This window comes from Sphingomonas xanthus (genome assembly GCF_007998985.1).
GTDB lineage: Bacteria > Pseudomonadota > Alphaproteobacteria > Sphingomonadales > Sphingomonadaceae > Sphingomicrobium > Sphingomicrobium xanthum.
This window is the reverse complement of record NZ_CP041659.1, coordinates 1,535,785-1,562,043: the sequence shown is the minus strand read 5'-3', so window position 1 is coordinate 1,562,043 and position 26,259 is coordinate 1,535,785. Positions and strand designations below refer to the sequence as shown.

Genomic DNA, 26,259 nt, shown 5'->3' with positions numbered 1-26,259 from the left:
CTGCTGCGATGACGACCGCCACCCAGGCCTGGGGCGTGACCGATGACAGGGCGCCTGTCACCCCGATGACCATCGAGCGCCGCGACCTTCGGCCCGAAGATGTCGCGATCAGGGTCAGCCATTGCGGCATCTGCCATTCCGACCTCCACTTTGCCCATAACGACTGGGGAATGAGCCTCTACCCGATGGTGCCGGGGCACGAGATCGTCGGCACGGTGACTGCAGTCGGGTCGGCCGTCACCCGATATCGGGAAGGCGATCGCGTCGCCGTCGGCTGCCTGGTCGATTCCTGCCTGAAATGTCCCCCTTGCTCCGAAGGCGAGGAACATTTCTGCGTCGAAATGCCGACCTTCACCTATTCGGCCAAGGACCGGCAGGACGGATCGATCACCTTTGGCGGCTATGCAGAAAGTCTGGTGGTCCGCGAGGAATTCGTCTGCCGGATCCCCGACGGAATGGACATGGCCAGGGCCGCTCCGCTGCTGTGCGCGGGCATCACCACCTACTCACCGCTGCGCCAATGGAAGGTCAAGGCCGGCGACAAGGTCGCCGTCGCCGGCCTCGGCGGGCTGGGGCATATGGCGGTCAAGCTGGCCACGGCGATGGGCGCCGAGGTGACGGTGCTGACGACCTCCCCGTCCAAGGCCGATGCCGCGCGGGCGATTGGCGCTAGGGATGTGCTGGTGTCGACCGACGAGGCGGCGATGCGCTCGGCCAAGGGGCGCTTCACGCTGATCATCGATACCATCCCGGTGAAGCATGACGTCCAGCCGTATCTCGCGCTGCTTCAGCCGAAGGGCCAGCTGGTCATCGTCGGGCAGATCGGCCCCTTGCCCGAACTCAGCACATTCGGGATCGTATTCGGCAACAAGGCGCTCGCCGGATCGCAGATCGGCGGTATCCGCGAGACGCAGGAAATGCTGGATTTTTGCGCCGAGCATGATGTCATGCCCGAAATCGAGGTGATCAGTCCCGACCAGATCAACGAGGCCTGGGACAAATTATCGCGCGGCGACACGCCACACCGCTTCGTCATAGAAATGCCGCAACGCACTTGAGGATCTTCGCGCCGCTTATTCCCGCGCTATGGCTTGCCGCTTGCCTGCCATCGGCCGACCGGCCGCGGGCGGATGCACAACCGAAGCTCGATCCGATCGCCTTTTTCGCCGGTTATACCGAAGGCAGGGGCGCGCTTCACAAGCTGGTCGGCAACTCGCAGCCGCTGTCGGTATCCAGTGTCGGGCGCAAGCTTCCCGGCGGCGGCCTGAGGCTGGACCAGCTCCTTCACCTTGAGGGTGAAGCGGTTCGGGAGCGGCGCTGGACGATCTGGCCGATGGGCAAAGGCCGCTTTACGGGATCGCTGACCGAGGCGGTCGGGCCGGTAGAAGCGGCGGTCCAGGGCAATCGCATGACGATCCGCTACGCCACCGAGGATTACCGCGTTCGCCAGACATTGACGCTCGGGATGGACGGAATCGTGCATAACCGGCTCGACATCTACAAATGGGGCTTGAATGTCGCCCGCCTTGACGAAAGGATCGCCCGCAAGTCTCCGGCCACATGACCGGCCGGAAGGGGGAGGATCAGCAAATGTCCGAAGCGGCCAAGCCATGGTCGATGGCCCGGGTCGTCACTGCTTCGTCGGCAGGGACGGCGTTCGAATGGTATGATTTTTTCATCTTCGGTTCGCTGACGCCGGTCATCGCCAAAGTGTTTCTCGCCGGGCTCGATCCCACCGGTGCATTGGTCGCTGCGCTGGCCTTGTTCGCGGTCGGTTTTGCCTTCCGCCCGCTCGGCGCGATCATCTTCGGCGCAATGGGCGACCGCATCGGACGCAAGGCCACCTTCCTGGCCACCGTCAGCCTGATGGGGGGAGCAACCTTCGCCATCGGCCTGCTCCCGACCTATGCCCAGGCAGGGATCATTGCCCCGATCCTGCTGATAATCCTGCGCATCTGCCAGGGGACTGCGCTTGGCGGCGAATATGGCGGCGCTGCGATCTATGTCGCGGAGCATGCCGATAACGACAAGCGCGGCGCGGCCACCGGCTGGATTCAGTCGTCGGCGTCGTTCGGCCTGCTTGCCGCGCTTCTGGTCATCTTCGCCACCCGTACCATGCTCGGCGAGCAGGTATTCGAAGCGTGGGGCTGGCGAATTCCATTCCTCGTTTCGATCCTGCTTTTGGCGATTTCGGTGTGGATGCGCGTGAAGCTGTCCGAAAGCCCGGAGTTCGCGAAGCTGAAGGCCGAAGGCGCGACCAGCAAGGCCCCACTTCGCGAAAGTTTCGCTACGCGCGACAGCCTGCGCCGGGTCGCCATAGCCTTCTTCGGCATCATGTGCGCGCAAGGGGCGGTTTGGTATTTCACCTTCTTCTACATGCAGGTGTTCCTGGAAAAATCGCTAGGACTTCCCGGCGCGACCAAGGACATGTTGCTGATCATCATGACGGTGGTCAGCGCGCCGCTTTACGTCTTCTTCGGCTGGCTTAGCGATCGGGTCGGCCGAAAGCCGGTGATGCTGGGCGGGATGCTGCTTGCACTTGCGCTCTACTTTCCCGGTTCGCACCTCATCGCCGAAGCGACCAACCCAGCGCTGGTCGCCGCGCAGGAGCGTCAGCCAGTGCTGGTTGAGACCGACCTTGCCAGCTGCTCCTCGCAGTTCGACCCTACCGGAACGGCCAAGTTCACCAGCGCGTGCGACATCGCCAAGTCGACCCTGATCGCCCGGGGCATCGCTTATTCGACGCGCGCGTCGGGCGATGGCCAGACGCGCATCCTTGCCGGCCAGCAGGCGGTGCCGGTGCCCGGCGGTGAGACGGTCGGCGACCTCAAGGCGCACAAGGCGAATGTCGCCGCGGCGGTCAACGGCGTGCTGGAAACCGCCGGCTATCCGAAGTCGGCCGATCCGAAAGCGGTCGACATGCCGATTTTGCTGTCGGTATTGCTGCTGCTGGTGGTCGCCGCGACTGCGCTTTACGGGCCGCAGGCGGCGGCGCTGGTCGAAATGTTCCCGACCCGCATCCGCTATACGGCGATGAGCCTGCCTTACCATGTCGGCACCGGCTGGGTCGGTGGGTTCTTGCCGGTTACCAGCTTCGCGCTGGTGGCCATGACCGGCGATATCTATGCGGGGCTTTGGTATGCGGTGGCGTTCACCGCCCTAAGCGCCGTGGTGACGATATTCTTCCTCAAGGAGACCCGCGGCAAGCCGCTGGATGAATGCTGACCAAAAGGACGGCGCAATGGTCACCACCGGCGGGTCTGTTGGCGGTCGCGCAGCAGGCCGAGCTTCAGGTCGCCCGTCGGAACAGCAAGGCCGATGCCAACCATAGGCTTGTGAAGGCGACGGTCAGCGGGCCGGTGAAATAGCCATGGACGAACGCGTAGATTCCCAAGGCTAATTGTACGGTGGCCGCGGCAAGCATGGTCACTGCCAGGCTCCGTGAACGAAACCCGCCCATGACTGCGCCGAGGACTGCGATCAGCGGGACGATGAAAAAAAGCGCGTTGATCGCATTTTCTTCCGACCCCGCGAACCCGACAGCCAGATTGCCCAGCGTCAGGAGCGCCATGGGGCCGACCGCCAGGGCGAGGCCGGCGCGATAGGCCAGGCGCCGGGGAATATGGACGGCGCACTCGAGCGCGCCGCCCACCGCGAGCACCATTAGCAAGGCGAAGGGCAAATCCTCGATCGCCCAAGCGGTCGGATCCGCAGCTTTCAGCGCCGCAAGCGGTCCCAGTATCAGCGCGGATGCCGCCACCCATGCGATCAGCCGAATGCGGCCGCGCCCGGCACGCACGAAAGTCACCATCATTGTCGCTCCACATGGTTCGGGAGCGTCCACACTACGCCGCAGGCCAATGAGCGGCATGAGGTCGTGGTGAGCAATCGGTGAAAAGGCGGCGGCGGCCCGCGCGAGTCCACGCGCTGGGCCCCGGCACACCGCTGCCCGGTCAGGCGCTCCAGTGAATGTCGATCGGCTGCTCGGCCTCGGCAAGCACGCGTCCGATGGGCAGTTTCGACGATTGGCCGTCGGCGATTGCGCCTTCGAGCAGGGCCTTCTTCGCATCGCCGGTCACGGTAATCAGCACGGTGCGCGCCGACAGAATCGCCGAGCGGGTCAGGGTGACGCGGGCGACCGGAACATCGGACGGCATGGGGTCCGGCATCACACCGATGGCATGACGACCCTTTGGCGCGTTGAGCGCTTCGTCGAGGTCAGGACCATCGAAGATCGAGGCGGTATGACCGTCCCCGCCGACGCCCAGCCAGGCGAGGTCGAGCGGGAACTTCAGTTCGTTGAGCTTGGCGTTGGCGCTGTTCCCGGCAAGCTTATAGTCGTCGATGTCGCTGGTGATCGGAAACACCCGGGCACCGGTCGGCAAGAAAGCCTGGGCTATGGCCCGCACATTGGACCGGTCATCGGACAATGGGACCAGCCGGTCATCGGTCGGGATGATCGTAACCTTTTTCCAGTTGAGCTTGGCCTTCGCCAGCCGCTGGTAGATCGGCAGCGGGGTCCGGCCGCCTGGGACTGCAATCAGTGCCTCGCCGCGGGCATCGAGCGCGCTTTCGATGATGAAGCCGATATCGCCGGCAACAGCATCAGCCATCTCGTCGGCATCGTCATAGTCCCACCATTCGGCTTCAATCATTGGTCGCTCCCTTCGCTGCCCCGGGCTCTAGGCAGTTCGACGCGGATTGCCTAGCGGTCGAAGCGGCCGGTGTCGCTTTGCACATAGCCGAACCAAGCCGAAATCGGCCGGCCGTTGGCGTCGGTCGCTGGGCGGAAAGTGGCGCGGCTCATTACTAGGCTGCAAGTCCATTGGTCGCTTGCGGCGTCGCCGAAGGAGCGCAATACGTCGCACTGGCTTGGGCGGCCATTGGGTTCGACCCGAACCCGGACGAAGATCCGCCCCCCGCGCGGCCAGCGCCGTTGGATCGCCTCGGGAAAATCGCGATTGGTGACTCCTCGAAGCAGCGATGGGCGCGTTCCCCCGCCCGCGCCGCCTCCGCCGGTCCCGCTGCCCGCACCGCCGCTGCCCGTTCCGGTGCCCACGCCGCCGGCGCCGGTGCCGGGACCCGCAATGGGAGCTGCACCCTGCGTGGACTCGCTGCCCTCGCCCGGCGTCTGGGTGACCGGCATCGGCTGCGGGATGGGCAGGGAGATCGGCGGGCGCGGCGCGACGACCGGCGTGGCGCGGCTTTCGATATTGGGAGCGGACGCAGCGCCCTCTTCGCGCGGTTGCGGCTCCTGCTCGGGCTCGGGAAGCTGCTCGACTACTGGGGGCTCGGGCGGGGGCGCCTCGGTCACGTCGAAAATCTCGATAACCTCGGGGGGCAACTGTTCGCGCGCGTCCGGCGAGATGTTGATCAAGGCAAAGGCCAACATCGCATGCATCGCCAGAACTGCGATGATCGTCGCGATACGGTCCTTGGTCGTGGGGCGCGGCTGGTACATGTCCTCCCTAACGTCGGCGCCAAGCAACGGGTTTCGTTACGCCGCCGATTGGCCGGCGCGGAGGCCCTTATTCGCCAAGAGCCGCAGCGGCCCGCGCCCGCTCGAAGATAACCGCGAGATCGGTTTCGCCGGCACGAATAATCCAGCTGCCGCCGACGCACAGCACTTCGGTACGCGCGAGCCAGGCGCTAGCCGTTTCCGCCGTGATTCCGCCGGTGGGGCAGAATCGGGCGTCAAGGAACGGGCCGGCCAGTGCCGATAGGGCAGCGATCCCGCCGGAGCTTTCGGCCGGGAAGAACTTGAATCGGTCGAGTCCGAGGTCGATGCCGATCATCAGGTCGGTCGCATTGGCAACGCCGGGGAGGTAGGGCAGATCCCGTTCGCTAGCCATGCGAACAAGCCCGTCGAGGAGGCCCGGGGAAACGGCAAATTGGGCGCCAGCGCCGATCGCCTGCTCCATCATCGCGGCGCTGAGTACGGTGCCCGCACCAATGATCGCGCCTTCCACGGTGCGCATCCGGCGGATCGCATCGAGCGCCGAAGGCGTCCGGAGGGTAACCTCGATCACCGGGAGGCCGGCCTCGACCAGCGTTTCGGCAAGCGCCACAGGATCTACCTGCCCGTCGAGGACCAGCACCGGGATCACCGGCGCGCAGCGCATGATCGTGTCGATACTCACAGGCTTTGCTCCATCATGTCGAGCATCGCCGATGCGCCGCGCTCGGCATCGTCCGCGCCATCGCGCATGAAGGCGAACAGTTCGCGACCGGTGCCGACCGGAGGCGCAGGGGCTTCGGCGGGCCCGCGGGCGGCCAGGTCCACTCCGACGGCCTCGAGCGTTCCCTTGTCGGCGCAAAGGCGCACTATGTCGCCATCGGCCAGCCGCGCCAGCGGACCGCCGCCAAGCGCTTCCGGACAGCAATGAATTGCCGCGGGCACCTTGCCGCTGGCTCCCGACATGCGCCCGTCGGTGATCAGCATCACCTTATGTCCCCGGTCCTGCAGCACGCCGAGCGCCGGGGTCAGCTTGTGCAGTTCGGGCATGCCGTTGGCGCGCGGTCCCTGGAAACGGACGACCACTGCAACGTCGCGATCGAGCTCTCCCGCCTGGAACGCCGCCAGGACCTGGTCCTGATCCGAAAAACATCGGCAGGCCGCCTCGATAGTCCAGCGTTCGGGAGCGACGGCGCTGGTCTTGAAGATCGCTCGGCCGATATTGCCCGCGACCAGCCGCATGCCGCCATCGGCCAGGAACGGCTCGGCGACCGGGCGCAACATTGTCGGATCGCGCGAGGCCGGCACCTCGCTCCACCGCAGTTCTTCGCCATCGAGCGCGGGATTAGTGGCGAAGGCGCAGAAATCGTCAGCCCCGGCCGGGAGCATGTCGCCATGCAACAGCCCGGCGTCCAGCAGTGTACGGGCGGTAAACGCCATGCCGCCCGCCGCATGGAAATCGTTCACGTCGCCCGACCCGCCGGGATAGACGCGCGCGATCAGCGGGACAGCAGCCGACAGTTCGGCGAGGTCCTGCCAATTGATCAGGATCCCGGCCGCCCGGGCGATCGCGGGAAGGTGGATGGCATGGTTGGTCGAACCGCCGGTCGCAAGCAGGCCGACCGCTGCATTGACGATTGCTTTCTCATCGACGACTTCGCCCAGCGGCCGGGCCCGGTTCTTGGCCAGCGCAGCGAGCCGGTGAACCGCGGCCCGGGTCAGCGCCTGCCGCAACTTCGTTCCCGGGTTGGCGAATGCCGCGCCGGGAATATGCAGGCCCATCAATTCCATCATCATCTGGTTGCTGTTGGCGGTGCCGTAAAAGGTGCAGGTGCCGGCGCCATGATACGAGGCGGATTCGGCAGCCAGCAGCTCCTCGCGGCTCGCCTTGCCTTCGGCATAAAGCTGCCGAACGCGCTGCTTTTCCTTGTTGGCCAGGCCCGAAGGCATCGGCCCGCCGGGTACCAGCAGCATCGGCAAATGACCGAAGCGCAATGCGCCGATCAAGAGGCCCGGAACGATCTTGTCGCAAATTCCGAGCATGGCGACGCCGTCGAACATGCCGTGCGACAGCGCGACCGCAGTGGCCAGCGCGATCACGTCGCGACTTGCCAGCGACAGGTCCATTCCCGGCTGGCCCTGCGTTACCCCGTCGCACATCGCCGGAACGCCCCCGGCGACCTGGGCGGTGGCGCCGGCCTCGCGGGCATAAATCTTCATCTGCTCAGGGTAACGGCCGTAGGGCTGATGCGCCGACAGCATGTCGTTATAGGCCGTGACGATACCAAGGTTCGGCCCGCGCAGACCCTTGATCGCAGGCTTGTCCTCCCCGCTCGCGGCGAACCCGTGGGCGAAGTTGCCGCAGCTAAGCCGTTCGCGTCGCATGCCACGGTCGGCCTCGGCAGCGATCAGCTCCAGGTATCGGCGGCGGCTTGCCTTCGACCGCTCGATTATCCGGTCGGTCACCTTGCCAACGCGCGGATCAAGGCTAGTCATGCCAATGCACCCCGTCCCGCTCGGTCAGGGCGATGGCCGCCGAGGGACCCCAACTTCCCGCGCCATAGTTTCGCGGTTCCAAACCCGCCTCACGGCAGGCAGCGCGGACATCATCGATCCATTGCCACTGCGCCTCCACTTCGTCGCGGCGCACGAACAGGGTCGGATCGCCCTCGACGAGGTCGAGCAGCAGCCGTTCGTAGGCGATCCGGCGCCGCGCGTCAGCGAAAGCGTCGGCCATCGCCACATCTAGCGCAATTTCGCGAAGACGCAGGCCCTGGCGGTCGAGTCCGGGCGTCTTGGCCATCACCAGCAGGCGGATATTCTCTTCCGGCTGGATCGAGATGACGAGCTTGTTGGCCTGTGTCCGCGCACCCCTGCTGGCGAATATCGAATGGGGCACGCATTTGAACTGGATGAAAATTTCGGTCTTGCGGGCGGCCATCCGTTTGCCGGTGCGCAGGTAGAAGGGCACGCCGGACCAGCGCCAATTGTCGACATGGGCCTTGAGCGCGACGAAGGTCTCGGTCGACGATGGTTTGCCGAGTTCAGACGTATAGCTACCGACGGGCTGATCCCCGACCGCGCCATTGCCATACTGGCCGGTGACGACATGGGTTGCGATATCGTCGCTGCCGATGGCGCGCAGCGAGCGCAGCACCTTGACCTTTTCGTCCCGGACCGAGGTCGCATCGAAGTTGGCCGGGGGCTCCATCGCCACCAGCGCGACCAGTTGCAGCATATGGTTCTGGACCATGTCACGAAGCGCGCCCGCGCTGTCATAATAGCCGGCACGCCCTTCCAGCCCGACCGTTTCCGCGACCGTGATCTGGACATGGTCAATATGGGCGCTGTTCCAAAGCGGCTCGAAGGTCGAATTGGCGAAGCGCAGCGCAAGCAGGTTCTGGACGGTTTCCTTGCCCAAATAATGATCGATCCGGAAGGTCCGCTCTTCCGGAAAGGCCGCGGCGACCGCGTCATTGATCTCCCGGCTAGAGGCGAGGTCGGTGCCGAGCGGCTTTTCCAATGCCAGACGAACATCCTCGCCGGTCAGGCCCGCCGAGGCCAGCCCGTCGATCGTGGGCTTGAACAGCGATGGCGCGGTTGACAGGAAGATCGCCAGTCCGCCGGCCGGATCGATCTTCTCCGCAAGCCGGTCAAAGCCGTCCCGCTGGGTTGCATCGAGCGGCACATAGCTCAGGCGGGAAACGAACTCCCCGGCCTTGGCATCATCGAAGAAATCCGCCGGGACATGGTCCTTCAGCGCGTCGACGGCGCTGGCACGAAAGGCCGCGTCGTCGAATTTGCTTCGGGCGGTGGCTACGATCCGGAAATCCGCCGGCAGCAACCCGTCGACATGAAGACCGTAAAGCGACGGAAGCAACATGCGATGCGACAGGTCGCCGGTGGCGCCGAACAGCAAAAGGGTGCTGACCGTCTTCATCCTCTCCGTTCCTAGCTGTTCTGGGGCGAGGTTGCGACCATCGTTCGGCAAAAGCTAATGGCCGCCGCCCGTGAGGCCGATCGCGAAGGCCGCGGCAGCGCCGTACAATCCGGGTTGCGGGTGGGTGACGAGCTTGACAGGAATGGCCTCCATCCGCCGTTCGAAACGCCCCTTGGCGATGAACCGGTCGGCAAAGCCCGAGCCGGCGAAGCGATCCTTGAGCCGGAAGCCGAGCCCGCCGGCAATGACGACGGCATTGGCGCCATGCGAAAGCGCAAGGTCGCCGGCAACCGCGCCCAAGGTCAGGAAGAAGCGGTCGAGCGCAGCCCCGGCGAGCGGGTCGCGTCCCTCCAGTGCGGCCGCCCACAATGCCTTGTCGTCGGCATAGCGGGCATTCTGCCCTTCGATCGATGCAAGTGCGTCATAAAGATTGGCGAGCCCCGATCCGCAGGCGATCCGCTCCGTTGACACGCGGCGGAACTGGCGGCGCAGATATTGCAGGATGCGGTCCTCAAGTCCGTCCAGCGGCGCGAAATCGACATGCCCGCCTTCCGTTTCGATGACATGATAGCCGCTGGCGTGGCGTAGCAATTGTGCGACCCCAAGCCCTGTGCCGGGCCCGACGACCGATGTGACGCCGGTCGCGGGCAATGGCCGGTCCGGCCCGCACAGATGGTCGAAATGGTCTGGGCCAAGCTGCGCCACGGCATGGGCCACGGCGCCAAAATCGTTGACGATTAAGAATCGCTCGACCCCCAGCTTCTCCTTCATCAGTGCCGGCTGAATGACCCAAGGATTGTTGGTCAGCTTCAGCACATCCCCCTGGACGGTCCCCGCAAAGGCGACCCCGAGGTCGGTCGGCAAGGGTTCGCCGAGCTGGTGACCGAACTGCTGCCACGCAGTCTGGAAACTGGCATGATCCGAGGTGGCAAGCGTTAGCGGGTCGCCAAGCCCGACCACCGCGCCCTCAGCAATGTCGGCCAGCGCGAAGCGGGCATGGGTCCCGCCGATATCGGCAACTGCGATGCGGTGCGCCATCGAATCAGGCCAAGCTGGCGCAAGCGTCGATCATGGCGCCTGTGGTAGCGGGCCCACGCGCAACGCGACAGGCGTCCAAGCATGCGCCGCGCCCTGCCCTGGTTCGGTGATTTCCGATCAAGCGGCCCAGAATCCTGCCTTGTTGACGTCCTTGGTCAGCCGCGCGTTGTCATCATCGGACAGCTTGGCGCGAAGGGCCGGGAAAATCTGCTTTTCTTCTTCCTCGGCGTGCAGCAGGACCACATTGCGAAAGGCGCCGACAGTTTCCCGCCATGCCGGATCTTCGCTGCTCATCTTCGACAGCCGATAAAGGAATTCCTTTACCGCGCCATGGTCGTTCTCGAGATGCTCGGCGAAGCTTTCGTCGCCGGTTTCGCGCAGCTTGGGATAGATGACATGCTCTTCCGCATAGGCATGTTTGTCCAGCGCATGGGAAAGCTGCGTGAGCAGCAGCGCGCGCTTATACTTGTCGCCGTCGTCGGTCGCGAGCATCGCGTCGAACAGTTTTTCCACGGCCGTATGCTCGGCGGCCAGCGATTCACTCCAATCGCCTTTCGAAGCGCTGAGGCCTTGGACCGCCAGTTTACGGCCAAAGTTTCCGGCAAGTGCGAGGGCCGCGCCGGCAGCGACCGCGGCGATGACGGAACCACCACTGAAGTTGAACGGGCTACGATCTTGTCCGGGCTTGGCCCGGCTCTCACTACGCGTGTTCATGGGCAACCTCCTGAAAAGAAGTTTAAACCGCGGCAAGGCAAGTCGTTCCAGCGGCGCACCATCTCCATGCATCGACTCGTCGCGCCGGACGTTCAGTCGGCATCGTCAATCTGTGGAGGCCACCAATGCCGACAAACAAGGATGAGAGCCTGGCCCTCTTGAAAACCCTTGCCGATACCGTCGCCGACAGCGTCAACGGCTACCGGCACGCTGCCCAACATGCCGAGCAACCGCAAATGCAAAGCCTGTTCACCGCCCTCGTGAATGAGCGGGACCGCACGCTTCGGGACATGAACAAGCTGCTTTACGCGGAAGGAGTGGACCCGGATCGCGATGGCACGACGCTGGGCTACCTCCATCAGCGCTGGCTCGACTTCAAGGCGAACTTCGCGGGCCGCGATGATCGAGCGGTCATCGAGGAAGTCCTGCGCGGCGAGGAATATCTGATCGAGAAGCTGGAAAGCGCATTGGCCGCGGCGAACATGACTGCCGACGTCGCCGCAATGATCGAGCGGGCGCACCGCTCGGTCCAGGCCAACCGCAAGCAGGTCGCCGAACTCAACCGTTCGCCAGCGGTCCAGACCCCTTCCGGATAAGCAAAGCGCATCCAAGGCCCGCCCCGGAACCGGCCCCGGCGCACTGCCTCCAGTCGTGGCGGCTTCAGGTCAGCGGCTTTTCGACGTGGAAGCGGGTCAGCGATCGACCACTGCCGGGCAATGTAACATCTTCCCGGTCCAGAACCGAAAAACCCCGGCGCTGGAATGGGCCGACTGCATTCAAGCTCGCTTTTGCGCCCAGCCAGGCAAGACCTCGTGCGCTTGCGGCTCGCTCAACATCCGTCAGCAGCGCCGCGAACAGGCCGGTTCCCTGATATTCGGGCGCGATGAACGCAAGATCGATGAGCCCGTCATCGGCAAGGGACATGAATCCCTGCAGTACCTCTTCCTCGACAGCCAACACCAACTGTTGCGGGGCTAGCCTTTCCTGGAGATTGGCAATCGCTGGAACATTGTTGGCCCATGTGCGGCTTTGCTCCGCGTCGTACCGGCTTGCAGGATGCAATATGGCCGCCAGCATAAGGCTGCGGAGCTGCTCGCACTCCGAATGCGTCAGGAGGGAGCCGCAGCGGACAATGATTTGCCTTGTGGGGCATTTCCCCTGCCCATGGATCGGACGTACGCTCTCGGCCATAACGCGCTGTCCTTAGGCGACAGGGGTCGTGCTGCAAATAGCGCCCGCCATCAGCGCCGCTGCACCTGACGGACTATGATCGCTCGCCAGGATCCGCCAGCAGTGGAAATCGAGCGCCACCGCGACCAGCGACGCGCCCTGCCCGGGCAGGCCTTCCGCGAGCAGAGCGGCCGCGCGCTGGAATGTCGGCTGCATCCTTAGCGCGACGATCTTTCGTGTCGGCTCGTGATGTTCCGCGTCCCTCAGGACGCAGGCGGCCTGCCCTTCATTGCGGCCGAACCAGGCATAGAGTTCAGCAAGCCCGTGGACGATCCGTTCTTGGCCGGGGGGAAAATCCAGCCAGTCCTCAACGCTGGGGAGCGGGTCGCGAGACAGCGCCAGGCCCGAGCAGGCCGTCAACAGGTCCCACTCGTCGGGAAAGTGGGCATAATAGGTATGACGCTGCACCCCTGCCCGCTCGGCAATTTGCGACACGCTCGTGCGCGCCGGACCGATCGAACAGTGCAGGTCGACTGCCGCCTCGACAATGCGCTGGCGCGTCTCTTCCTGCTTCTTGGCCCGTTTGCCCAGCCGATAATCCCGTTTTGGGGGAGCATTAAGCGAATGCGTTGACATTTTCTCAAAATAATTGCACAGTGCTGTGTAGTCAATTTAATTCTCATCGGAAAGGCGGCAGCATGACTACCCAGCTCGACGAGATCGCCGACGGCATCTTTCGCATTTCGACCTTTGTTCCGCCTGCCGGCCTGACCTTCAACCAGTTCCTCATCCTCGCCGACCAGCCCTTGCTCTTCCACACGGGGCAGCGGCAGCTCTTCCCTGCGGTGCGCGATGCCGTCGCCCAGGTCATCCCGCCCGAGACCCTGCGCTGGATCAGCTTCGGCCATGTCGAGGCCGACGAATGCGGATCGGCCAATCTGTGGCTCGAGACTGCCGCGAACGCGCAGGTCGCGCATGGTGCGCTTGCCTGCGATATCAATCTCACCGACATGTGCGACCGCGCACCAGTGGCGCTAGGAAACGAAGCGCTGCTCGACCTTGGCGGCAAGCGTGTGCGCTATATCGACACGCCGCATACGCCGCACGGATGGGATGCGGGACTGCTTTATGAGGAAACGAGCGACACATTGCTGTGCGGCGATCTGTTCACGCAGGTGGGAGCGGCGCATGCCCTGACCGCTTCGGACATTGTCGGTCCGGCGATCGCCGCCGAGGATCAGTTCGGCTTCTCAAGCCTTCATCCCCAGATGGGATCAACCATCCGCCGCCTTGCCGCGCTCAAGCCGGCCCGGCTAGCACTGATGCACGGACCCAGCTTCGAAGGCGATTGCGCCGCCGCGCTCGAGGCGCTGGCCGATGACTACGATCGCCGCACTACGGACTGGCGCGAACAGCAGCGCACTGCCGCCTGATCGAAACTGCTGCGGGCGCGAACGGGCGGTCCGACTCGAGCCGCGTCGCCATTGGAAGCAAGTGCCTCGCGAGGTACAAACGGCCGTTTTCTGCATAATCGGACTGGCGCACCCAGCCCTCGTCATGGCCCGGACCGACATCCTTTCGTGCGCGAAAACTTTGACTCCGGTTAACAAATTATTAATAAAGGCGGATGGTTCAATAGGGGGCACTCATGAACGCTACCACCGCGAACAACCGCAAGTATCTGGCATCTGGCGCGCTCGTCGTCCTGATCGCCGCCGGCGCTTATGGTCTGGGCCGCGTTTATCCGCCGTTCGGCCCCACTGAAGGCACGATCACTCCCGCCGACCGTTATGTCGCGCCCCAAGTGGGTGAAGGCGATGTCACACTCGGCGATACGTCGATTCCGCAACTGATGCAGTCCGACGCTTTCGAAGTGATGACCAAAGATCCCAATTTCCGCGCCATGGCGAAGGATCCCGGCTTCGCCGCATTGGCCCGTAATCCGCAGGCTATGGCGGCCATGGCTGCCAATCCGCAGGCATTCGCCGCCCTCGCCCGCGATCCTCAGGCGTTCGCCGCGATGGTCAGGAATGCTGAGACCGCGTCCGCTGCTGGTCGCGCCGCCAATGCCCGCGATGCCCAGGCCTTTGCGGCAATGGCGCGTCACGCCAACGCGTTCGACGCGTTGGCGCGCCATCCTCAAGCTTTCGCGGCAATGGCCCGCGATGCCCAGGCTTTTGCCGCATATGCGAAAGACGCGAATGCATTCGCCGCGGCGGCACGCAATCCGGCCGGGGTAACCGCCATGGCCCGTCAGGCCCAGGCGTTCCAGGCGCTCGCTCGTGACAGCGCGGCGATGTCGGCGCTGGCCGGCGATGCTCAGGCGTTCGACGCGATGGCGCGCAATGCCGATGCCTTTTCGGCCATGGCGAGGAACGCCGCTGCACTGAGCGCCGCCGCGCGCTCGGCCCAGGCCTTCGCCTCGCAAGGTCGCGCCGCCAATGCATTCGATTCCAGTGCCGCATCAGCAATCGCGATGAACGCGCAGGCTTTCAATGCCCTCGCCCTGCAACCGCAGGCTTTCGCCGCTCTGGCGCAGCACCCGCAAGCCTTTGCCGCACTCGCCCGCCATCCTCAGGCGTTTGCCGCGATGGCGCGCAATGCCAACGCCTTTTCAGCTTATGGTCGCGATGCCGATGCCTTTGCGGCGGCGGCTCGCAACCCCGCGGGGATCGCGGCGATGGCGCGCGACGCCCAGGCGTTCCAGGCGCTTGCCCGGGATAGCGCGGCAATGTCTGCCTTGGCCCGCGATGCCCAGGCTTTTTCGGCGCTCGGTCGAAACGCCAGTGCCTTTAACGCCCTCGCTTCCAACGCGCAGGCGTTCCAAGCGGCGATGAACCAGCAGGCACTCGATGCCATGGCGCGCAACGCAAAGGCGTTCCAGGCTATGGCGCGCGATGCCAATGGCCTCGCAGCCTCGGCCCGTGCGGCGCAGGCGTTCAATTCGCAGGCCGCGGCGGCACAGGGCCGGCTGGATGCACAGGCGATGTCCGCCATGGCGCGTAATCCGCAGGCTTTCTCGGCCATGGCCGCCAATCCGCAGGCGTTTGCGGCACTGGCGCGTAACCCGGCGGCGCTGGCAGCCTTCGCGCGCAACGCGCAGGCGTTTGCAGCCTTGGGTCGCAACCCCAATTTCCAGGCACTGGCAATGAACGCAAACTTCGCCGCTGCCTTGCAGAGCCCGGCTTTCTCGCAAGCGATCGCGGCCCGGTAACGGCCACGGCCTTCGGGCTGAAAGGGGGCGGATGGCAGGGGACCGGCGGCGAATCCGCCAAGTCATCAGGGGGCAAGTGGCCGCGCTTTTTTGCAGCGCGGCCACGACCGCTTATGCGCAGCAATCGCCTGAACAGCTGCCTCCGCCCTCCGACATCACCACGGTGGTCGAACCGATAGTCTTGTCCGATACCACTCTACCGGCCGAGCCAATCGGGGAAGAAGCAGAAGGTCCCGACCATGTCCCGCCCGACGCATCGGGCATCGACCTGTCGACCCTCGAAACCGCCAATCTCAGCCTGCTCTACTTCGACCCGGTCCAGACCTACCTGACACCTTACATCGCGCGCGCTTTCGAAAATGCGCTGGTCTTCCACAAGAAGACCTTCAACTGGACGCCGTGGGATCGGACCACCTTGTTGCTCAAGGATTTCGGCGATTACGGCAATGCCGCGGCCCGCTCGTCGCCCAACAACGCCGTGCTGCTCGATGTCGCGCCACTGTCGGTGTCGATGGAAACCTTCACCCCGGGCGAGCGCTTCTTCACCCTGACCAACCATGAGCTGGCCCACGTCGCAACGATGGACGTGTGGAACAGTCAGGATGCCGGCTGGCGCCGCTTCCTGCGCGGAAAACCGATGCCGATCCAGGAGCATCCGGAATCGATCCTGTGGAATTACCTCGCCACCCCGCGCAACGCGGTGCCGCGCTGGTACCTTGAAGGATCGGCGGTGTTTTTCGAGACGTGGATGGCAGGAGGTCTTGGCCGCGCGCAGGGCGCTTATGACGAAATGGTGTTCCGCGCCAAGGTCCGCGATGGCGACACATTCTATTCGCCGCTTGGCCTCGAATCCGAAGGTACTGCGGTCGATTTCCAGGTCGGCGTCAACGACTACCTCTACGGCACGCGTTTCTTCTCCTGGCTCGCCCTGACCTACGGTCCAGGGAAGGTCGTCCAGTGGCTCGGCCGCGATGCGGACAGCAAGGCCTTTTACGCCGCCCAGTTCCGCCATGTTTTCGGGCGCAAGCTCGATGATGCCTGGGCCGAATGGATCGCATTCGAAAAGCAATTCCAAAAGGAACAATTGGCGAAGCTTTCGGCCTATCCGCTGACCGACGTCACCCACCTGTCCCCAATCGGCCTGGGGTCGATCAGCCGCGGCTTCGTCGACCCGAAGACCAACAGCCTGGTCGCCGCCTTCCGCTACCCGGGCACGATCGGCTTCGTCGGAACCATGGATCTGACGAGCGGCAAGCTCCGCAAGCTCCAGGAAATCAAGGGCATGATGCTCTACAAGGTCACCAGCCTCGCGTTTGATCCCGCGGTCCGCAAAGCATATTACACCGAGGACAATTACGCCTTCCGCGACTTGGTGGAAATCGACATCGACACCGGTAGAAAACGCACGCTGCTCCGCGACGCGCGGATCGGCGACCTGGTGGTCAACCCCGCCGACAAAACCATCTGGGGAATCCGCCACCAGAACGGCTTCGCCACCATCGTGCGCATTCCCCAGCCCTATGCCGGCTTCAACCAGGTCCACACCTTCGACTACGGCCAGACCCCGTTCGATCTCGACATTTCGCCTGACGGGGGTCTGGTCGCCGCCAGCTTCGGGGAAATCGACGGCAAGCAGTCGGTCCGCGTCTGGACTGCCGAAAGCCTGCTTTCCGGCGGCGGCCCGCAGGAAGTTGCCCGCCTCGACCTGTCGCCCTCGACGCCCGAAAGCTTTACTTTCTCGCCCGATGGCAAGTCATTGGTTGGCACCGCCTATTATACCGGCGTGTCAAACGTCTTCACGTTCGATATCGCGACCCAGAAGTACGAGGTGGTGAGCAACGCCTCGACTGGTTTCTTCCGGCCCCTCCCGCAGCCCGACGGGAGCATGCTGGTCTACGAATATACAGGCGCCGGCCTGACCCCCTCGCGCATTGTTCCGCAAAAACGCGACGATCTCGGCACGGTCGAATTTCTTGGCACAAAAGTGATCAAGGCGCATCCGGAACTGAAGGAATGGGGCGTTGGCTCGCCGGCAAAGATCGACCTCGACCCGCTGGTCACCGAGCGAGGCAAATATCGCCCGGCCAGGCGGATGAAGCTGGCCGCCGCCTACCCGATCGTCGAAGGCTATCAGGGCGCCATCTCGCCTGGATATTATATACACTTCGAAGATCCGATGCAGTTCAGCCAGTTCGACGCGACGGTGAGCTATTCGCCGTTCGGAAATTTGCCGAACCGCGAGCGGCTCCACATCGGACTGAAGTATAAGACATTGAACTGGAGCTTAGAATATAAGCATAACGACGCCGACTTTTACGATCTGTTCGGACCGGTCGAGCGCAGCCGCAAGGGCGACGCGTTCATCGTGAGCTGGAATAAGACCAAAATCTACGACCCCCCGCGCCAGCTCGATTTCTTCGGCTCGGCGGCCGCATATTTCGGACTCGCGCAATTGCCCTCGGCGCAGAATATCACGAGCCCGGCCAATATTTTCAGTGTCGAAGGCGGGGTCAAATACACGAATACCCGCAAGTCCCTGGGTGGGGTCGATCATGAAAAGGGCGTGGCTTGGCGCGCGATCGGGACGACCGATTTCGCACGGTCCGATATTTATCCCAAGCTCCAGCTCGGGCTCGATTACGGCATCCCGCTACCGATCGCCAATGCCTCGGCCTGGATTTACATCCATGGCGGTGTCGCCGGTGGCAAGGCGACCAGCCCGCTCGGCAGCTTCTACTTCGGTTCGTTCCGCAACAACTACGTCGATAACCGGCCCGAAAAACGCTACCGCGAAATCGACAGTTTCCCGGGGTTCGAAATCGACCAGATCAGCGCCCGCCGCTTCGTCAAGCTTACCGGGGAAATCAACCTGCCACCGGTCCGTTTCGCCGAGATAGGCACACCTGCCATCTATCTTAGCTACGCTCGGCCGGCCCTGTTCGCCGGTGCCATGCTGACCCGCGACGCTGCTGGCCGCAATCACAATTATTACGACCTTGGCGGACAGGTCGATCTGAATTTCACCGTTGCGCTGCGCTTGCCAATGATTTTCTCGGTCGGCGCCGCTGCGGGATTCGAAGACGGCCGCTATCAGAAGACCGAACTGCTCGCGTCGCTCAAGATCATGTAGGGTCGGCGTGCGATGATCTTCGAGCTCACCAACTGGTCGGTCGCCCTGGCGCCGGTACTCGTCATGCTGATGATGTTCATCTGGCTCGACGTGTTCAAGCTAATGACCGGTTGGGAAACGATCGGCCTGCTCGCGCTCGGCGGGATGACCGCCGGGATCGCTTACCCGGTCAGCGGTGTTTTCCTTGACCAGCTGCCACTGGGCTATTCCAGTTACAGCCGCTTTGCAGCGCCTTGGATCGAGGAGCTCATCAAGGGCCTGGCCATCGTCGGATTATTCTATTTCAACCGCATCGGTTTCAAGCTGGACGCGGTCATTTCCGGCTTCGCCATCGGCGCCGGCTTCTCCGTAGTCGAGAACATCATCTACCTGACCCGTTTCCCGGATCTCGCGCCGACCGTCTGGATGGTGCGGGGCCTGGGAACCGCGGTGATGCACGGCTGCGCGGTCGCTATCCTCGCCGCGACGGCGCATGAATTTGCCGAGCGCGAGACCCGCGGCGTCGCCGCCGAATTCAACTTCAGTCCGCTGTGGTTCGCCCCCGGCTATCTCGGCGCGGTCGCGGTCCACACCCTGTTCAATCAATTTCCCAACCAACCCATGCTGGCGATGATCGCCACCGTGGCAGCCGCCCCCTTCTTGATCATGACGCTTTTGCGCTTCGGCGCGATCGAAGCGCAAAAGTGGCTCGCAACCGAACGCGAGGCCCATCGCATCGCGCTCGATAGGTGGCGCGCGGGCCGCTACCCGGATAGCGACAGCGGCCGCAAGATCGCCGCCCTGGTGGCGCGGTCAGATCCGAAAACTGGTGAGAGTATCCGCGAATATTGCGAGCAGCTGACATTTCTCGCCTGGACTGCGGAGGATGCGCTGCACGATCAATTGGATGATGTGTCGAAAGTCGAGGTCGAAGCCGGCGCGGCATTCGACCGGCTGGAAGCACTGCGCCATGCGATCGGCAAGGCCAGCTTCGCCGCGTTGAAGCCCCTGCTTCCGCTCAGCCGCAACGATTATTGGGAAATTTCCGAGCTTGAGGAACGGCTTAAGGCGAAGAAGGCTCAACCGGGCCAATGACGGGATTCCCTTGCCGTGCGCCAATCGGCGTCCAGCTGGAGCGTCTCAACAGCATCAGAATGTGGCGGAGAGGGTGGGATTCGAACCCACGGTACCGTTGCCGGCACGCCGCATTTCGAGTGCGGTGCTTTCGACCTCTCAGCCACCTCTCCGCAGAAGCGCAACACCGGGCCGGCGGACGGCCGGCAAGGTCGGTGGCGGCCTCTAGCAGCGGTTGCCGCAGATGCAAAGCCTGTTTGAACCCGCCCGGGATCGCGGACGTTGGCTCAATGTGCAAGCGATCATCATCGGCTCGACCGGAGGGATCGGCAGCGCCCTATCGTCGGCGCTGGCGGAGCGCGGTGCGTCTGTTCGCCAATTGTCGCGTTCAGCGACCCCGTCGGTCGACCTCACCGATCCGGGCAGCATCGCCCGGGCCGCGACCGAATTGTCCCCCGACGGGCCGTTTGATCTGATCTTCCTCGCTACGGGCCTGCTCCATGACAAAGCGCTCGAGCCGGAGAAGAGCATGCGGGCAATCCGTGCTGAAACGCTGGACCGCTATTTCCAGGTCAATGCGATCGGCCCTGCACTGGTGATGCGTCACTTCCTCCCCCTGCTACGCCCCGATCGCCGCGCGGTTATGGCGGCGCTGTCAGCGCGGGTCGGTTCGATCGCGGACAATCGGCTGGGCGGCTGGGTTGGTTACCGAGCCTCAAAGGCGGCGCTGAACCAGATCATCCGTACCCTGGCGATCGAGCTCGGCAGGACCCGGCCGGAGGCGATCCTCGTTGGCTTGCATCCCGGAACCGTCGACACCGGGCTCAGCAAGCCGTTCCAGCGCAACCTGCGCGACGGGCAGCTGATTTCACCGCAACAGAGCGCCCGGGCTCTGTTGTCGGTGTTGGACGGCCTGCGCCCCGGCGACAGCGGCCGCTGTTTCGACTGGCGGGGTAAGGAAATCCCCGGCTGATTTCCTTGCCTTCAGCCGAGCAGTCCCTAAATTGGGACCATGTCCGTATCCACTGCGTCTCCCCAGGAAAAGATCCCCCAGGCCCGCTACGGCATCGGCGAGATGGTTCGTCATCGCCTGCTCGATTTTCGCGGCGTGATCTTCGATGTCGACCCGGTCTTCGCCAATAGCGAGGAATGGTACGAGGCCATTCCCGAGGCGATGCGGCCGGCCAGGGACCAGCCTTTTTACCACTTGCTCGCCGAAAATGCGGAGTCGAGCTACGTCGCCTATGTCAGCCAGCAGAACCTGGTTCATGACGACGAGGGCGAGCCGATCGATCATCCGGCGATTGGCACGCTGTTCGAAGGATTCGATGGTCAGCGCTACAAGCTGAAACCCGAACATCGCCATTAATCGCCCTGCGGCGGTTGACAGAATCGCCCCTCTCCCATAGGCGGCACGCTTTCCCGCGCGGGGCGTCGCCACGCGGCGCCAAGCCTTGCGCGGTTCATACGTGACGGAAAGTGATAAGGCCCATGTTCGCTATCGTGCGCACGGGTGGCAAGCAGTACCGCGTTGCCCCCGGAGACAAGATCGTCGTCGAAAAGCTGGCTGGTGACGCCGGTGACAGCATCGACCTGACTGATGTCCTGCTGGCCGGCGAAGGATCGGACCTAAAGTCGACCGACGGCCTGACCGTCGCGGCAAAGATCGTTGCCCAGGCCAAGGGCGAAAAGGTCACGGTGTTCAAGAAGCGCCGCCGCCATAACTACCGCCGCAAGGCCGGTCACCGCCAGCAGCACACGATCCTCGAGATCGTGAGCATCGGCGGCCAGAAGGCGCAAAAGGCTCCGGCCGAGAAGAAGACTGCCCCGGCCAAGGCCGAGGAAAAGGCTTCAGCGCCCGCCAAGGCGGAAAAGGCCGCCGAGCCGAAAACCGCTGCCAAGGCGGAAGCCGCGCCCAAGGCGGCGAAGTCGACAAAGGATGCTGCACCTGCTAAGGCGGCAACCAAGAAGGCCCCCGCGGCCAAGACCAAGAAGTAAGAGTCCTAGAAAATGGCACATAAAAAAGCTGGCGGCTCGTCGCGTAACGGCCGCGATTCAGAAGCAAAGCGCCTTGGCGTGAAGAAGTTCGGCGGCGAAGTGGTTCGCGGCGGGAACATCATTGTGCGTCAGCGCGGCACGCGCTGGTACCCGGGGACGAACGTCGGCCTGGGCAAGGATCATACCCTTTTTGCTCTTACCGACGGCCGCGTCGCGTTCCGCGATGGCAAGCTTGGTCGCAAATACGTCCATGTCGAAGCCATTATGCCAGAGGCGGCGGAATAATCGGGATCGGTCGATAAAGGGCCGCTCCCGCGAGGGGGCAGCCCGGATCGAGACCTGCAAACCAGGAATCGAAAAAGGGAGAAGAGGGAAGCCCCCTCCTCTCCCTTTTTTTTGGTCACGAAAACGACCCTTTCTTCTCCCGAAACTGCAACAGGGCGGCCCTAGCGGGGAGCCCGAAGGGAGGAGGACGTTGGTCATGTTTGCCAGAACCGAACGCCTGTTATTGAGACCCGGCTGGGCCGAGGACGCGCCGGAATTGGCCTGCGCGATCGCAGACGAACAGATCGTCCGCAACTTGGCCACGGCACCCTGGCCTTATGCCTTGGAGGACGCGGAGGCATTTCTTGCGGCGCCCCGCGACCCGGTCTTGCCGAGTTTCCTGATCTGCGAACGCACCGACGGTCCTCCGCGCATCATCGGCGCCTGCGGCCTTGGCCGGCGCCCCTCGGGTGCGGTCGAACTGGGCTATTGGATCGCCCGCCAGCACTGGGGCAAGGGTTTCGCCACCGAGGCCGGGCGAGCACTGATCGATATCGCCCGGACGCTCAAGCTTCCGCGCCTCGAAGGATCGCATTTCGTCGACAATCCGGGCTCGGGCCGGGTGCTCGAGAAGCTCGGCTTCGTGTCCACCGGCCTTAGCGCCGAGCGCTACAGTTGCGGACGCGGCGGGTCGGGCCTGTCGCGCATCTTGCGCCTGTCGCTGGCTAGCCGGGCCGATGTCGACGCGTCGCTGGCCGCCTAGGCCGCAGCCTTCGCCCGCCGGACCATTCTCCCGGGTTCGGCGGCGGGGGCCTGCTGCTCATAAGTTTTGATAAGCGCGCGATCATCCTCGTTCCAGGGATGGAATCCCGGCAAGAAGAAGCTCGCCCAAGCCCCGAATATCTTGCGCATCATGCCGGGCCGGACCCACATGAACCACAGCAGCCGGCCCCAGGCCCGGGGGCCGGTGATTCCGTCCTGCCGCAGCAGCTCCAGGGCACCGCGAGTCCGGTCGACGAGGAAATTGCGGGTGACCAGCATCATTACCTTGGCCTTGACCGTCCACCGCTTGCGCCGGGTCCAATCGCGGGTGGCGTAGAGCCAGGTGTCGTAGGCGACTCCCTTATGTTCGATCTCCTCCACCGCATGCCATTGCCACAACCGTGCAGCCTCGCCCTCCGCATTGGCCAGGTGACGAGGGTCGGCGAGTAGTTCGTGAGCAAGGATGGCGGTGAAATGTTCAAGCGCCATCGTGGCCGCGAGCGAGGCGATCGGGGGCTTCGACCGGACCATGTCGAGGCGCCACTCAACCCGATCTTCCAGCCCCTGCAACACATAGCCTGCATCGAGCGCCGCCTTGTTGAAGGCGGCATGTTCGCGGCTGTGAATTACTTCCTGGGTGGTGAAGCCGCGAATTTCCTCCGCGAGCTTGGGCGGTGCACCCTCGCGAAACGTTCGCACGCTTTCCACAAAGAAGGCCTCGCCCTTCGGAAAGGTCGCCGAGAGGGCGTTATAGACCGCGGTCGCGACCGGATCGCCACCGTTCCACCAGCGGGTCGGCTTGGCGTCCCGGCCGAAACGCCGGTCACGCGGGGTGATGGTGAGATCGGCCGGGGTCTTCTGGCGGGCGATGCTTGCGGAGGTCATCAATCCACTCCAAGGAACAGGTTGCAGTCACATGGTGAATTAGCTGACATAAATGTCAATAACAATAGCGAAGCGGAAACGCCAATCCCCCGATGACGCACGCGCAACTGCGGTTGCGGCGGCGCGCGACCTATTGCGCGACGAAGGCATGGGCGGCGTCACCTTGAAGGCGGTGGCCGCCAGAATTGGCCGGACCCACGCCAATCTTCTTCATCATTTCGGCAGTGTAGCGGGCCTGCACCAGGCGCTTGCCGAAGATATCAGCCTGACGGTTTCACGATCGATCCGGGCCGCCATCGGCAAGCGCCGGCGCGGCGAAGCCAGCGCCCGCGATGTCGTCAACACCATGTTCGACGCCTTCCATGCCGAGCGCGCGGGCGAGTTGATCGGCTGGATCGCACTCACCCGGCAGCGTCAGGCGCTCGAACCGCTGATCACCACCATCCGTTCTATCGTCGAGGATTTTCGCGAATCGGGCGACCAACGGCCGATGGACCGGGTCACACTGGGACTGGTGCTGCTGGCGATCGGCGACAGCTTGGTCGGCGAGGAGGTGGCCGAAGCGACCGGCCTTGCGCGGATCGCGGTGCGCGACGATGCGGTCGGACTGATCAAGGGGATCGTCGGCGAATAGCGAGGACGCTGCCATTTCGCCGCATTTGTCGTTAAGGGCGGCGCCATGCATTTTCTCGACCAAGCCAAAATCTTCATCCGTTCCGGTGCCGGCGGCCCCGGCGCGGTCAGCTTCCGGCGGGAGAAATTCATCGAATATGGCGGACCCGACGGTGGCGACGGGGGCAAGGGCGGCGACATTGTGTTCGAGGCGGTTCCGGGCCTCAATACGCTGATCGACTTTCGCTACACCCAGCATTTCCGGGCACCGCGCGGCAAGGGCGGCGCAGGCAGCAACATGACCGGTGCTGGCGGCAGGGACCTGATCATCAAGGTGCCGGTCGGGACACAGATCCTGGCCGACGACGAGGATCGAACCCTCCTTGCCGATTTCACCGAAGAAGGTCAGCGGCTCCACTTCCTGAAGGGCGGCGACGGCGGGCGCGGCAACGCCAGCTACAAGAGCTCGACCAACCGCGCCCCGCGCCAGCATGGAACCGGCTGGCCGGGCGAGGAAATGTGGGTCTGGTTGCGGCTGAAGCTGCTTGCCGATGTCGGACTGGTGGGGCTGCCGAACGCCGGCAAGTCGACCTTCATCAACGCCGTCACCAATGCCCAGGCCAAGGTCGGAGCCTATGCGTTTACCACGCTTCGCCCGCAGCTGGGCGTGGTATCCCACCGCGGCCGCGAATTTGTCGTCGCCGACATTCCCGGCCTGATCGAGGGCGCCGCCGAGGGCGCGGGCATCGGCGACCGGTTCCTCGGCCATGTCGAACGCTGCCAGGTACTGCTCCATCTGGTCGACGCCAATGACGAGGATGTCGCCACCAGCTACCGTGTCGTCCGCGACGAACTCGATGCCTACGGCGAGGGTCTTCACGACAAGCCCGTGGTGCTCGCGCTCAACAAGACCGACACGCTCGACGAGGAACTGACTGCCGCGCTCTCCGCCGAATTGGCGGCCGAAAGCGGCCTTCCCGTCCTGCCGATCAGCGCAGCCGGCGAAGTCGGAATCGAACCTGTGCTCGACGCGCTGCTCGAACGGCTGCGCGAGGACCGGGCGTTCGACGACGACGGACCGGCGGAATCGATCGAATGGTCGCCGCTCTGACGCTTGCGATTACCGGCGGCACCGGTTTCGTCGGCGCTCGCCTGATCGACCTGGCGCTGGACGGCGGACACCGGTTGCGCGCCCTCACCCGCCGTCCGCAACCGGACCGCGCGGGCATCAGCTGGATCGAAGGTGCGCTCGACCGGCCCGAGGCGTTGCGCAAGCTCGTCGAGGGCGCCGATGCCGTCATCCATGTCGCGGGCGTCATCAATTCCCCGGACGCGGCGGGATTTGAAGTCGGCAATGTCGCCGGGACGGGGGCGGTGCTGGACGCCGCACAGGCGGCTGGTGTCGGTCGCTTCGTCCATGTCAGTTCGCTTGCCGCGCGGGAGCCCGCCCTTTCGATGTACGGTGCAAGCAAGGCGAGGTCGGAAGTTCTGGTGCGTGCGTCGGGCCTCAGCCATGCCATCGTCCGTCCGCCGGCTGTCTACGGCCCCGGCGACCGGGAGACGCTGGAGCTGTTCCGCATGGCCAAGGGCGGCTTGATCCTGCTTCCGCCCAGGGGCCGCCTATCCCTTATACATGTCGACGACCTTGCCCGGCTGCTGCTGACCATGGCTTCTCCGGTCGCGCCCGACGCGCTGCTCGTCGAGCCTGACGATGGCACCGCCGATGGATGGACCCACCGCGCTTTTGGGGAGGCGTTGGCGGCCGCAGTTGGGCGGCGGGCGATCAGCTTTTCAGCGCCTGTGGCACTGGTCCGCATGGGGGCGACGATCGATCGCTGGCTGCGCGGCGACAAGGCCAAGCTGACGCCCGACCGTGCCGCCTATTTCTGTCATCCCGACTGGGTCTGCGATCCGCGACATGCGGCACCCGAAACATTATGGGTGCCGCGGATCCCGACCCCGCAGGGCTTGGACCAGACGGCGCGATGGTATCGGCAGGAGGGCTGGCTTTGACACCGTCCGAT

Annotated in this window: 27 protein-coding genes and 1 tRNA gene; 16 read left to right on the top strand and 12 right to left on the bottom strand. The window is 64.2% G+C overall.

The genetic code is table 11. The features are described 5' to 3' along the window. Positions 1-8 precede the first annotated feature (8 nt). The 3 genes from FMM02_RS07855 to FMM02_RS07845 are packed head-to-tail and all read left to right on the top strand — an operon-like array spanning position 9 to position 3,225. Complete coding sequence (locus tag FMM02_RS07855; RefSeq protein WP_187107734.1) at positions 9-1,058, top strand: NAD(P)-dependent alcohol dehydrogenase; 1,050 nt, start codon at positions 9-11, stop codon at positions 1,056-1,058. Then, positions 1,055-1,564 (top strand): DUF3833 family protein, encoded by a 510-nt coding sequence (locus FMM02_RS07850; RefSeq protein ID WP_187107733.1) that lies wholly within the window; start codon positions 1,055-1,057, stop codon positions 1,562-1,564. The genes FMM02_RS07855 and FMM02_RS07850 overlap by 4 nt, the downstream gene beginning before the upstream one ends. Then, a complete protein-coding gene (locus FMM02_RS07845) occupies positions 1,561-3,225 on the top strand; it encodes an MFS transporter (protein ID WP_246104748.1) in 1,665 nt (554 codons plus the stop codon). The genes FMM02_RS07850 and FMM02_RS07845 overlap by 4 nt, the downstream gene beginning before the upstream one ends. Before the next feature lie 64 nt (positions 3,226-3,289). On the opposite strand, the gene FMM02_RS07840 is transcribed toward FMM02_RS07845, so the two are convergent. The 8 genes from FMM02_RS07840 to FMM02_RS07805 all read right to left on the bottom strand — a co-directional run bounded on the left by FMM02_RS07840 (position 3,290) and on the right by FMM02_RS07805 (position 11,147). After that, positions 3,290-3,814 (bottom strand): hypothetical protein, encoded by a 525-nt coding sequence (locus tag FMM02_RS07840; protein WP_147494325.1) that lies wholly within the window; start codon positions 3,812-3,814, stop codon positions 3,290-3,292. A 139-nt stretch (positions 3,815-3,953) separates the two neighbouring features. Then, a complete protein-coding gene (pgl, locus tag FMM02_RS07835; RefSeq protein WP_147494324.1) occupies positions 3,954-4,655 on the bottom strand; it encodes a 6-phosphogluconolactonase in 702 nt (233 codons plus the stop codon). A 50-nt stretch (positions 4,656-4,705) separates the two neighbouring features. Continuing rightward, on the bottom strand, positions 4,706-5,461 hold the full coding sequence (locus FMM02_RS07830) for an energy transducer TonB (protein ID WP_147494323.1): 756 nt from the start codon (positions 5,459-5,461) through the stop codon (positions 4,706-4,708). 67 nt (positions 5,462-5,528) lie between these two features. Further along, positions 5,529-6,122, bottom strand: coding sequence for a bifunctional 4-hydroxy-2-oxoglutarate aldolase/2-dehydro-3-deoxy-phosphogluconate aldolase (gene eda / locus FMM02_RS07825; RefSeq protein WP_147495023.1), 594 nt, complete (start codon positions 6,120-6,122; stop codon positions 5,529-5,531). A gap of 14 nt (positions 6,123-6,136) precedes the next feature. Continuing rightward, a complete protein-coding gene (edd, locus tag FMM02_RS07820) occupies positions 6,137-7,951 on the bottom strand; it encodes a phosphogluconate dehydratase (RefSeq protein WP_147494322.1) in 1,815 nt (604 codons plus the stop codon). Then, the gene (gene zwf, locus FMM02_RS07815; RefSeq protein WP_147494321.1) at positions 7,944-9,395 is read right to left on the bottom strand and encodes a glucose-6-phosphate dehydrogenase; all 1,452 of its coding nucleotides are present in this window, start codon (positions 9,393-9,395) and stop codon (positions 7,944-7,946) included. The genes edd and zwf overlap by 8 nt, the downstream gene beginning before the upstream one ends. 54 nt (positions 9,396-9,449) lie before the next feature. Beyond that, positions 9,450-10,433 carry a glucokinase gene (gene glk / locus FMM02_RS07810; RefSeq protein ID WP_147494320.1) on the bottom strand — a complete coding sequence of 328 codons (984 nt, stop codon included), beginning with the start codon at positions 10,431-10,433 and terminating at the stop codon, positions 9,450-9,452. 117 nt (positions 10,434-10,550) lie between these two features. After that, entirely contained in the window at positions 10,551-11,147 is a 597-nt protein-coding gene (locus tag FMM02_RS07805) for a hemerythrin domain-containing protein (protein ID WP_187107732.1), read from the bottom strand. A gap of 125 nt (positions 11,148-11,272) precedes the next feature. On the opposite strand from FMM02_RS07805, the gene FMM02_RS07800 reads away from it, so the two are divergent. Then, on the top strand, positions 11,273-11,743 hold the full coding sequence (locus FMM02_RS07800; RefSeq protein WP_147494318.1) for a ferritin-like domain-containing protein: 471 nt from the start codon (positions 11,273-11,275) through the stop codon (positions 11,741-11,743). A 64-nt stretch (positions 11,744-11,807) separates the two neighbouring features. Here the strand turns inward: FMM02_RS07800 and FMM02_RS07795 are convergent, their stop codons facing one another. Together FMM02_RS07795 and FMM02_RS07790 are read right to left on the bottom strand one after the other, a co-directional pair. Further along, positions 11,808-12,338: a GNAT family N-acetyltransferase gene (locus tag FMM02_RS07795; RefSeq protein WP_147494317.1), complete on the bottom strand. Its 531-nt coding sequence runs from the start codon at positions 12,336-12,338 to the stop codon at positions 11,808-11,810. Between the two features lie 12 nt (positions 12,339-12,350). After that, positions 12,351-12,953 (bottom strand): TetR/AcrR family transcriptional regulator, encoded by a 603-nt coding sequence (locus FMM02_RS07790; protein ID WP_147494316.1) that lies wholly within the window; start codon positions 12,951-12,953, stop codon positions 12,351-12,353. Between the two features lie 62 nt (positions 12,954-13,015). On the opposite strand from FMM02_RS07790, the gene FMM02_RS07785 reads away from it, so the two are divergent. The 4 genes from FMM02_RS07785 to FMM02_RS07770 all read left to right on the top strand — a co-directional run bounded on the left by FMM02_RS07785 (position 13,016) and on the right by FMM02_RS07770 (position 19,735). Continuing rightward, complete coding sequence (locus FMM02_RS07785) at positions 13,016-13,750, top strand: oxygen-binding di-iron domain-containing protein (RefSeq protein ID WP_147494315.1); 735 nt, start codon at positions 13,016-13,018, stop codon at positions 13,748-13,750. A gap of 215 nt (positions 13,751-13,965) precedes the next feature. Beyond that, positions 13,966-15,531, top strand: coding sequence for a hypothetical protein (locus FMM02_RS07780; protein WP_147494314.1), 1,566 nt, complete (start codon positions 13,966-13,968; stop codon positions 15,529-15,531). 76 nt (positions 15,532-15,607) lie between these two features. After that, positions 15,608-18,661, top strand: coding sequence for a hypothetical protein (locus tag FMM02_RS07775; protein WP_147494313.1), 3,054 nt, complete (start codon positions 15,608-15,610; stop codon positions 18,659-18,661). 12 nt (positions 18,662-18,673) lie between these two features. After that, positions 18,674-19,735 (top strand): PrsW family glutamic-type intramembrane protease, encoded by a 1,062-nt coding sequence (locus FMM02_RS07770; protein WP_147494312.1) that lies wholly within the window; start codon positions 18,674-18,676, stop codon positions 19,733-19,735. Between the two features lie 62 nt (positions 19,736-19,797). Here FMM02_RS07770 and FMM02_RS07765 read toward each other — a convergent pair. Next, positions 19,798-19,887 (bottom strand) — tRNA-Ser (locus tag FMM02_RS07765). A gap of 119 nt (positions 19,888-20,006) precedes the next feature. Between FMM02_RS07765 and FMM02_RS07760 the strand changes: the two genes are divergently transcribed. From FMM02_RS07760 to FMM02_RS07740, 5 genes are all read left to right on the top strand, one after another. Next, positions 20,007-20,687, top strand: a complete 681-nt coding sequence (locus FMM02_RS07760) for an SDR family NAD(P)-dependent oxidoreductase (RefSeq protein ID WP_342782497.1) — start codon at positions 20,007-20,009, stop codon at positions 20,685-20,687. A gap of 39 nt (positions 20,688-20,726) precedes the next feature. After that, on the top strand, positions 20,727-21,083 hold the full coding sequence (gene hspQ / locus FMM02_RS07755) for a heat shock protein HspQ (RefSeq protein ID WP_147494310.1): 357 nt from the start codon (positions 20,727-20,729) through the stop codon (positions 21,081-21,083). A gap of 122 nt (positions 21,084-21,205) precedes the next feature. Then, a complete protein-coding gene (gene rplU, locus FMM02_RS07750) occupies positions 21,206-21,712 on the top strand; it encodes a 50S ribosomal protein L21 (RefSeq protein ID WP_147494309.1) in 507 nt (168 codons plus the stop codon). Between the two features lie 12 nt (positions 21,713-21,724). Next, entirely contained in the window at positions 21,725-21,997 is a 273-nt protein-coding gene (rpmA, locus tag FMM02_RS07745; RefSeq protein WP_147494308.1) for a 50S ribosomal protein L27, read from the top strand. Positions 21,998-22,193: 196 nt separating this feature from the next. Next, complete coding sequence (locus tag FMM02_RS07740) at positions 22,194-22,739, top strand: GNAT family N-acetyltransferase (RefSeq protein WP_147494307.1); 546 nt, start codon at positions 22,194-22,196, stop codon at positions 22,737-22,739. Here the strand turns inward: FMM02_RS07740 and FMM02_RS07735 are convergent. Further along, entirely contained in the window at positions 22,736-23,623 is an 888-nt protein-coding gene (locus FMM02_RS07735; RefSeq protein WP_147494306.1) for a metal-dependent hydrolase, read from the bottom strand. The genes FMM02_RS07740 and FMM02_RS07735 overlap by 4 nt on opposite strands. Positions 23,624-23,675: 52 nt before the next feature. Between FMM02_RS07735 and FMM02_RS07730 the strand changes: the two genes are divergently transcribed. From FMM02_RS07730 to FMM02_RS07720, 3 genes are read left to right on the top strand one after another with little or no spacing between them, the layout of a single operon-like run. Continuing rightward, complete coding sequence (locus FMM02_RS07730; protein WP_147494305.1) at positions 23,676-24,257, top strand: TetR family transcriptional regulator; 582 nt, start codon at positions 23,676-23,678, stop codon at positions 24,255-24,257. Between the two features lie 45 nt (positions 24,258-24,302). After that, on the top strand, positions 24,303-25,346 hold the full coding sequence (gene obgE / locus FMM02_RS07725; RefSeq protein WP_147494304.1) for a GTPase ObgE: 1,044 nt from the start codon (positions 24,303-24,305) through the stop codon (positions 25,344-25,346). Then, a complete protein-coding gene (locus FMM02_RS07720) occupies positions 25,331-26,248 on the top strand; it encodes an NAD-dependent epimerase/dehydratase family protein (RefSeq protein ID WP_147494303.1) in 918 nt (305 codons plus the stop codon). Before obgE ends, FMM02_RS07720 begins: the two co-directional genes overlap by 16 nt. Positions 26,249-26,259 lie beyond the last annotated feature (11 nt).

Coding starts and splice junctions, on each gene's coding strand:
- FMM02_RS07740 (WP_147494307.1), top strand. CDS start 22,194: ATGTTTGCCAGAACCGAACGCCTGTTATTGAGACCCGGCTGGGCCGAG.
- FMM02_RS07720 (WP_147494303.1), top strand. CDS start 25,331: ATGGTCGCCGCTCTGACGCTTGCGATTACCGGCGGCACCGGTTTCGTC.
- pgl (WP_147494324.1), bottom strand. CDS start 4,655: ATGATTGAAGCCGAATGGTGGGACTATGACGATGCCGACGAGATGGCT.
- FMM02_RS07735 (WP_147494306.1), bottom strand. CDS start 23,623: ATGACCTCCGCAAGCATCGCCCGCCAGAAGACCCCGGCCGATCTCACC.
- FMM02_RS07805 (WP_187107732.1), bottom strand. CDS start 11,147: ATGAACACGCGTAGTGAGAGCCGGGCCAAGCCCGGACAAGATCGTAGC.
- FMM02_RS07780 (WP_147494314.1), top strand. CDS start 13,966: ATGAACGCTACCACCGCGAACAACCGCAAGTATCTGGCATCTGGCGCG.
- rplU (WP_147494309.1), top strand. CDS start 21,206: ATGTTCGCTATCGTGCGCACGGGTGGCAAGCAGTACCGCGTTGCCCCC.
- edd (WP_147494322.1), bottom strand. CDS start 7,951: ATGACTAGCCTTGATCCGCGCGTTGGCAAGGTGACCGACCGGATAATC.
- FMM02_RS07730 (WP_147494305.1), top strand. CDS start 23,676: ATGTCAATAACAATAGCGAAGCGGAAACGCCAATCCCCCGATGACGCA.
- eda (WP_147495023.1), bottom strand. CDS start 6,122: ATGCGCTGCGCGCCGGTGATCCCGGTGCTGGTCCTCGACGGGCAGGTA.
- FMM02_RS07855 (WP_187107734.1), top strand. CDS start 9: ATGACGACCGCCACCCAGGCCTGGGGCGTGACCGATGACAGGGCGCCT.
- glk (WP_147494320.1), bottom strand. CDS start 10,433: ATGGCGCACCGCATCGCAGTTGCCGATATCGGCGGGACCCATGCCCGC.
- FMM02_RS07785 (WP_147494315.1), top strand. CDS start 13,016: ATGACTACCCAGCTCGACGAGATCGCCGACGGCATCTTTCGCATTTCG.
- obgE (WP_147494304.1), top strand. CDS start 24,303: ATGCATTTTCTCGACCAAGCCAAAATCTTCATCCGTTCCGGTGCCGGC.
- rpmA (WP_147494308.1), top strand. CDS start 21,725: ATGGCACATAAAAAAGCTGGCGGCTCGTCGCGTAACGGCCGCGATTCA.
- FMM02_RS07800 (WP_147494318.1), top strand. CDS start 11,273: ATGCCGACAAACAAGGATGAGAGCCTGGCCCTCTTGAAAACCCTTGCC.
- zwf (WP_147494321.1), bottom strand. CDS start 9,395: ATGAAGACGGTCAGCACCCTTTTGCTGTTCGGCGCCACCGGCGACCTG.
- FMM02_RS07840 (WP_147494325.1), bottom strand. CDS start 3,814: ATGATGGTGACTTTCGTGCGTGCCGGGCGCGGCCGCATTCGGCTGATC.
- FMM02_RS07790 (WP_147494316.1), bottom strand. CDS start 12,953: ATGTCAACGCATTCGCTTAATGCTCCCCCAAAACGGGATTATCGGCTG.
- FMM02_RS07830 (WP_147494323.1), bottom strand. CDS start 5,461: ATGTACCAGCCGCGCCCCACGACCAAGGACCGTATCGCGACGATCATC.
- FMM02_RS07845 (WP_246104748.1), top strand. CDS start 1,561: ATGACCGGCCGGAAGGGGGAGGATCAGCAAATGTCCGAAGCGGCCAAG.
- FMM02_RS07795 (WP_147494317.1), bottom strand. CDS start 12,338: ATGGCCGAGAGCGTACGTCCGATCCATGGGCAGGGGAAATGCCCCACA.
- FMM02_RS07770 (WP_147494312.1), top strand. CDS start 18,674: ATGATCTTCGAGCTCACCAACTGGTCGGTCGCCCTGGCGCCGGTACTC.
- hspQ (WP_147494310.1), top strand. CDS start 20,727: ATGTCCGTATCCACTGCGTCTCCCCAGGAAAAGATCCCCCAGGCCCGC.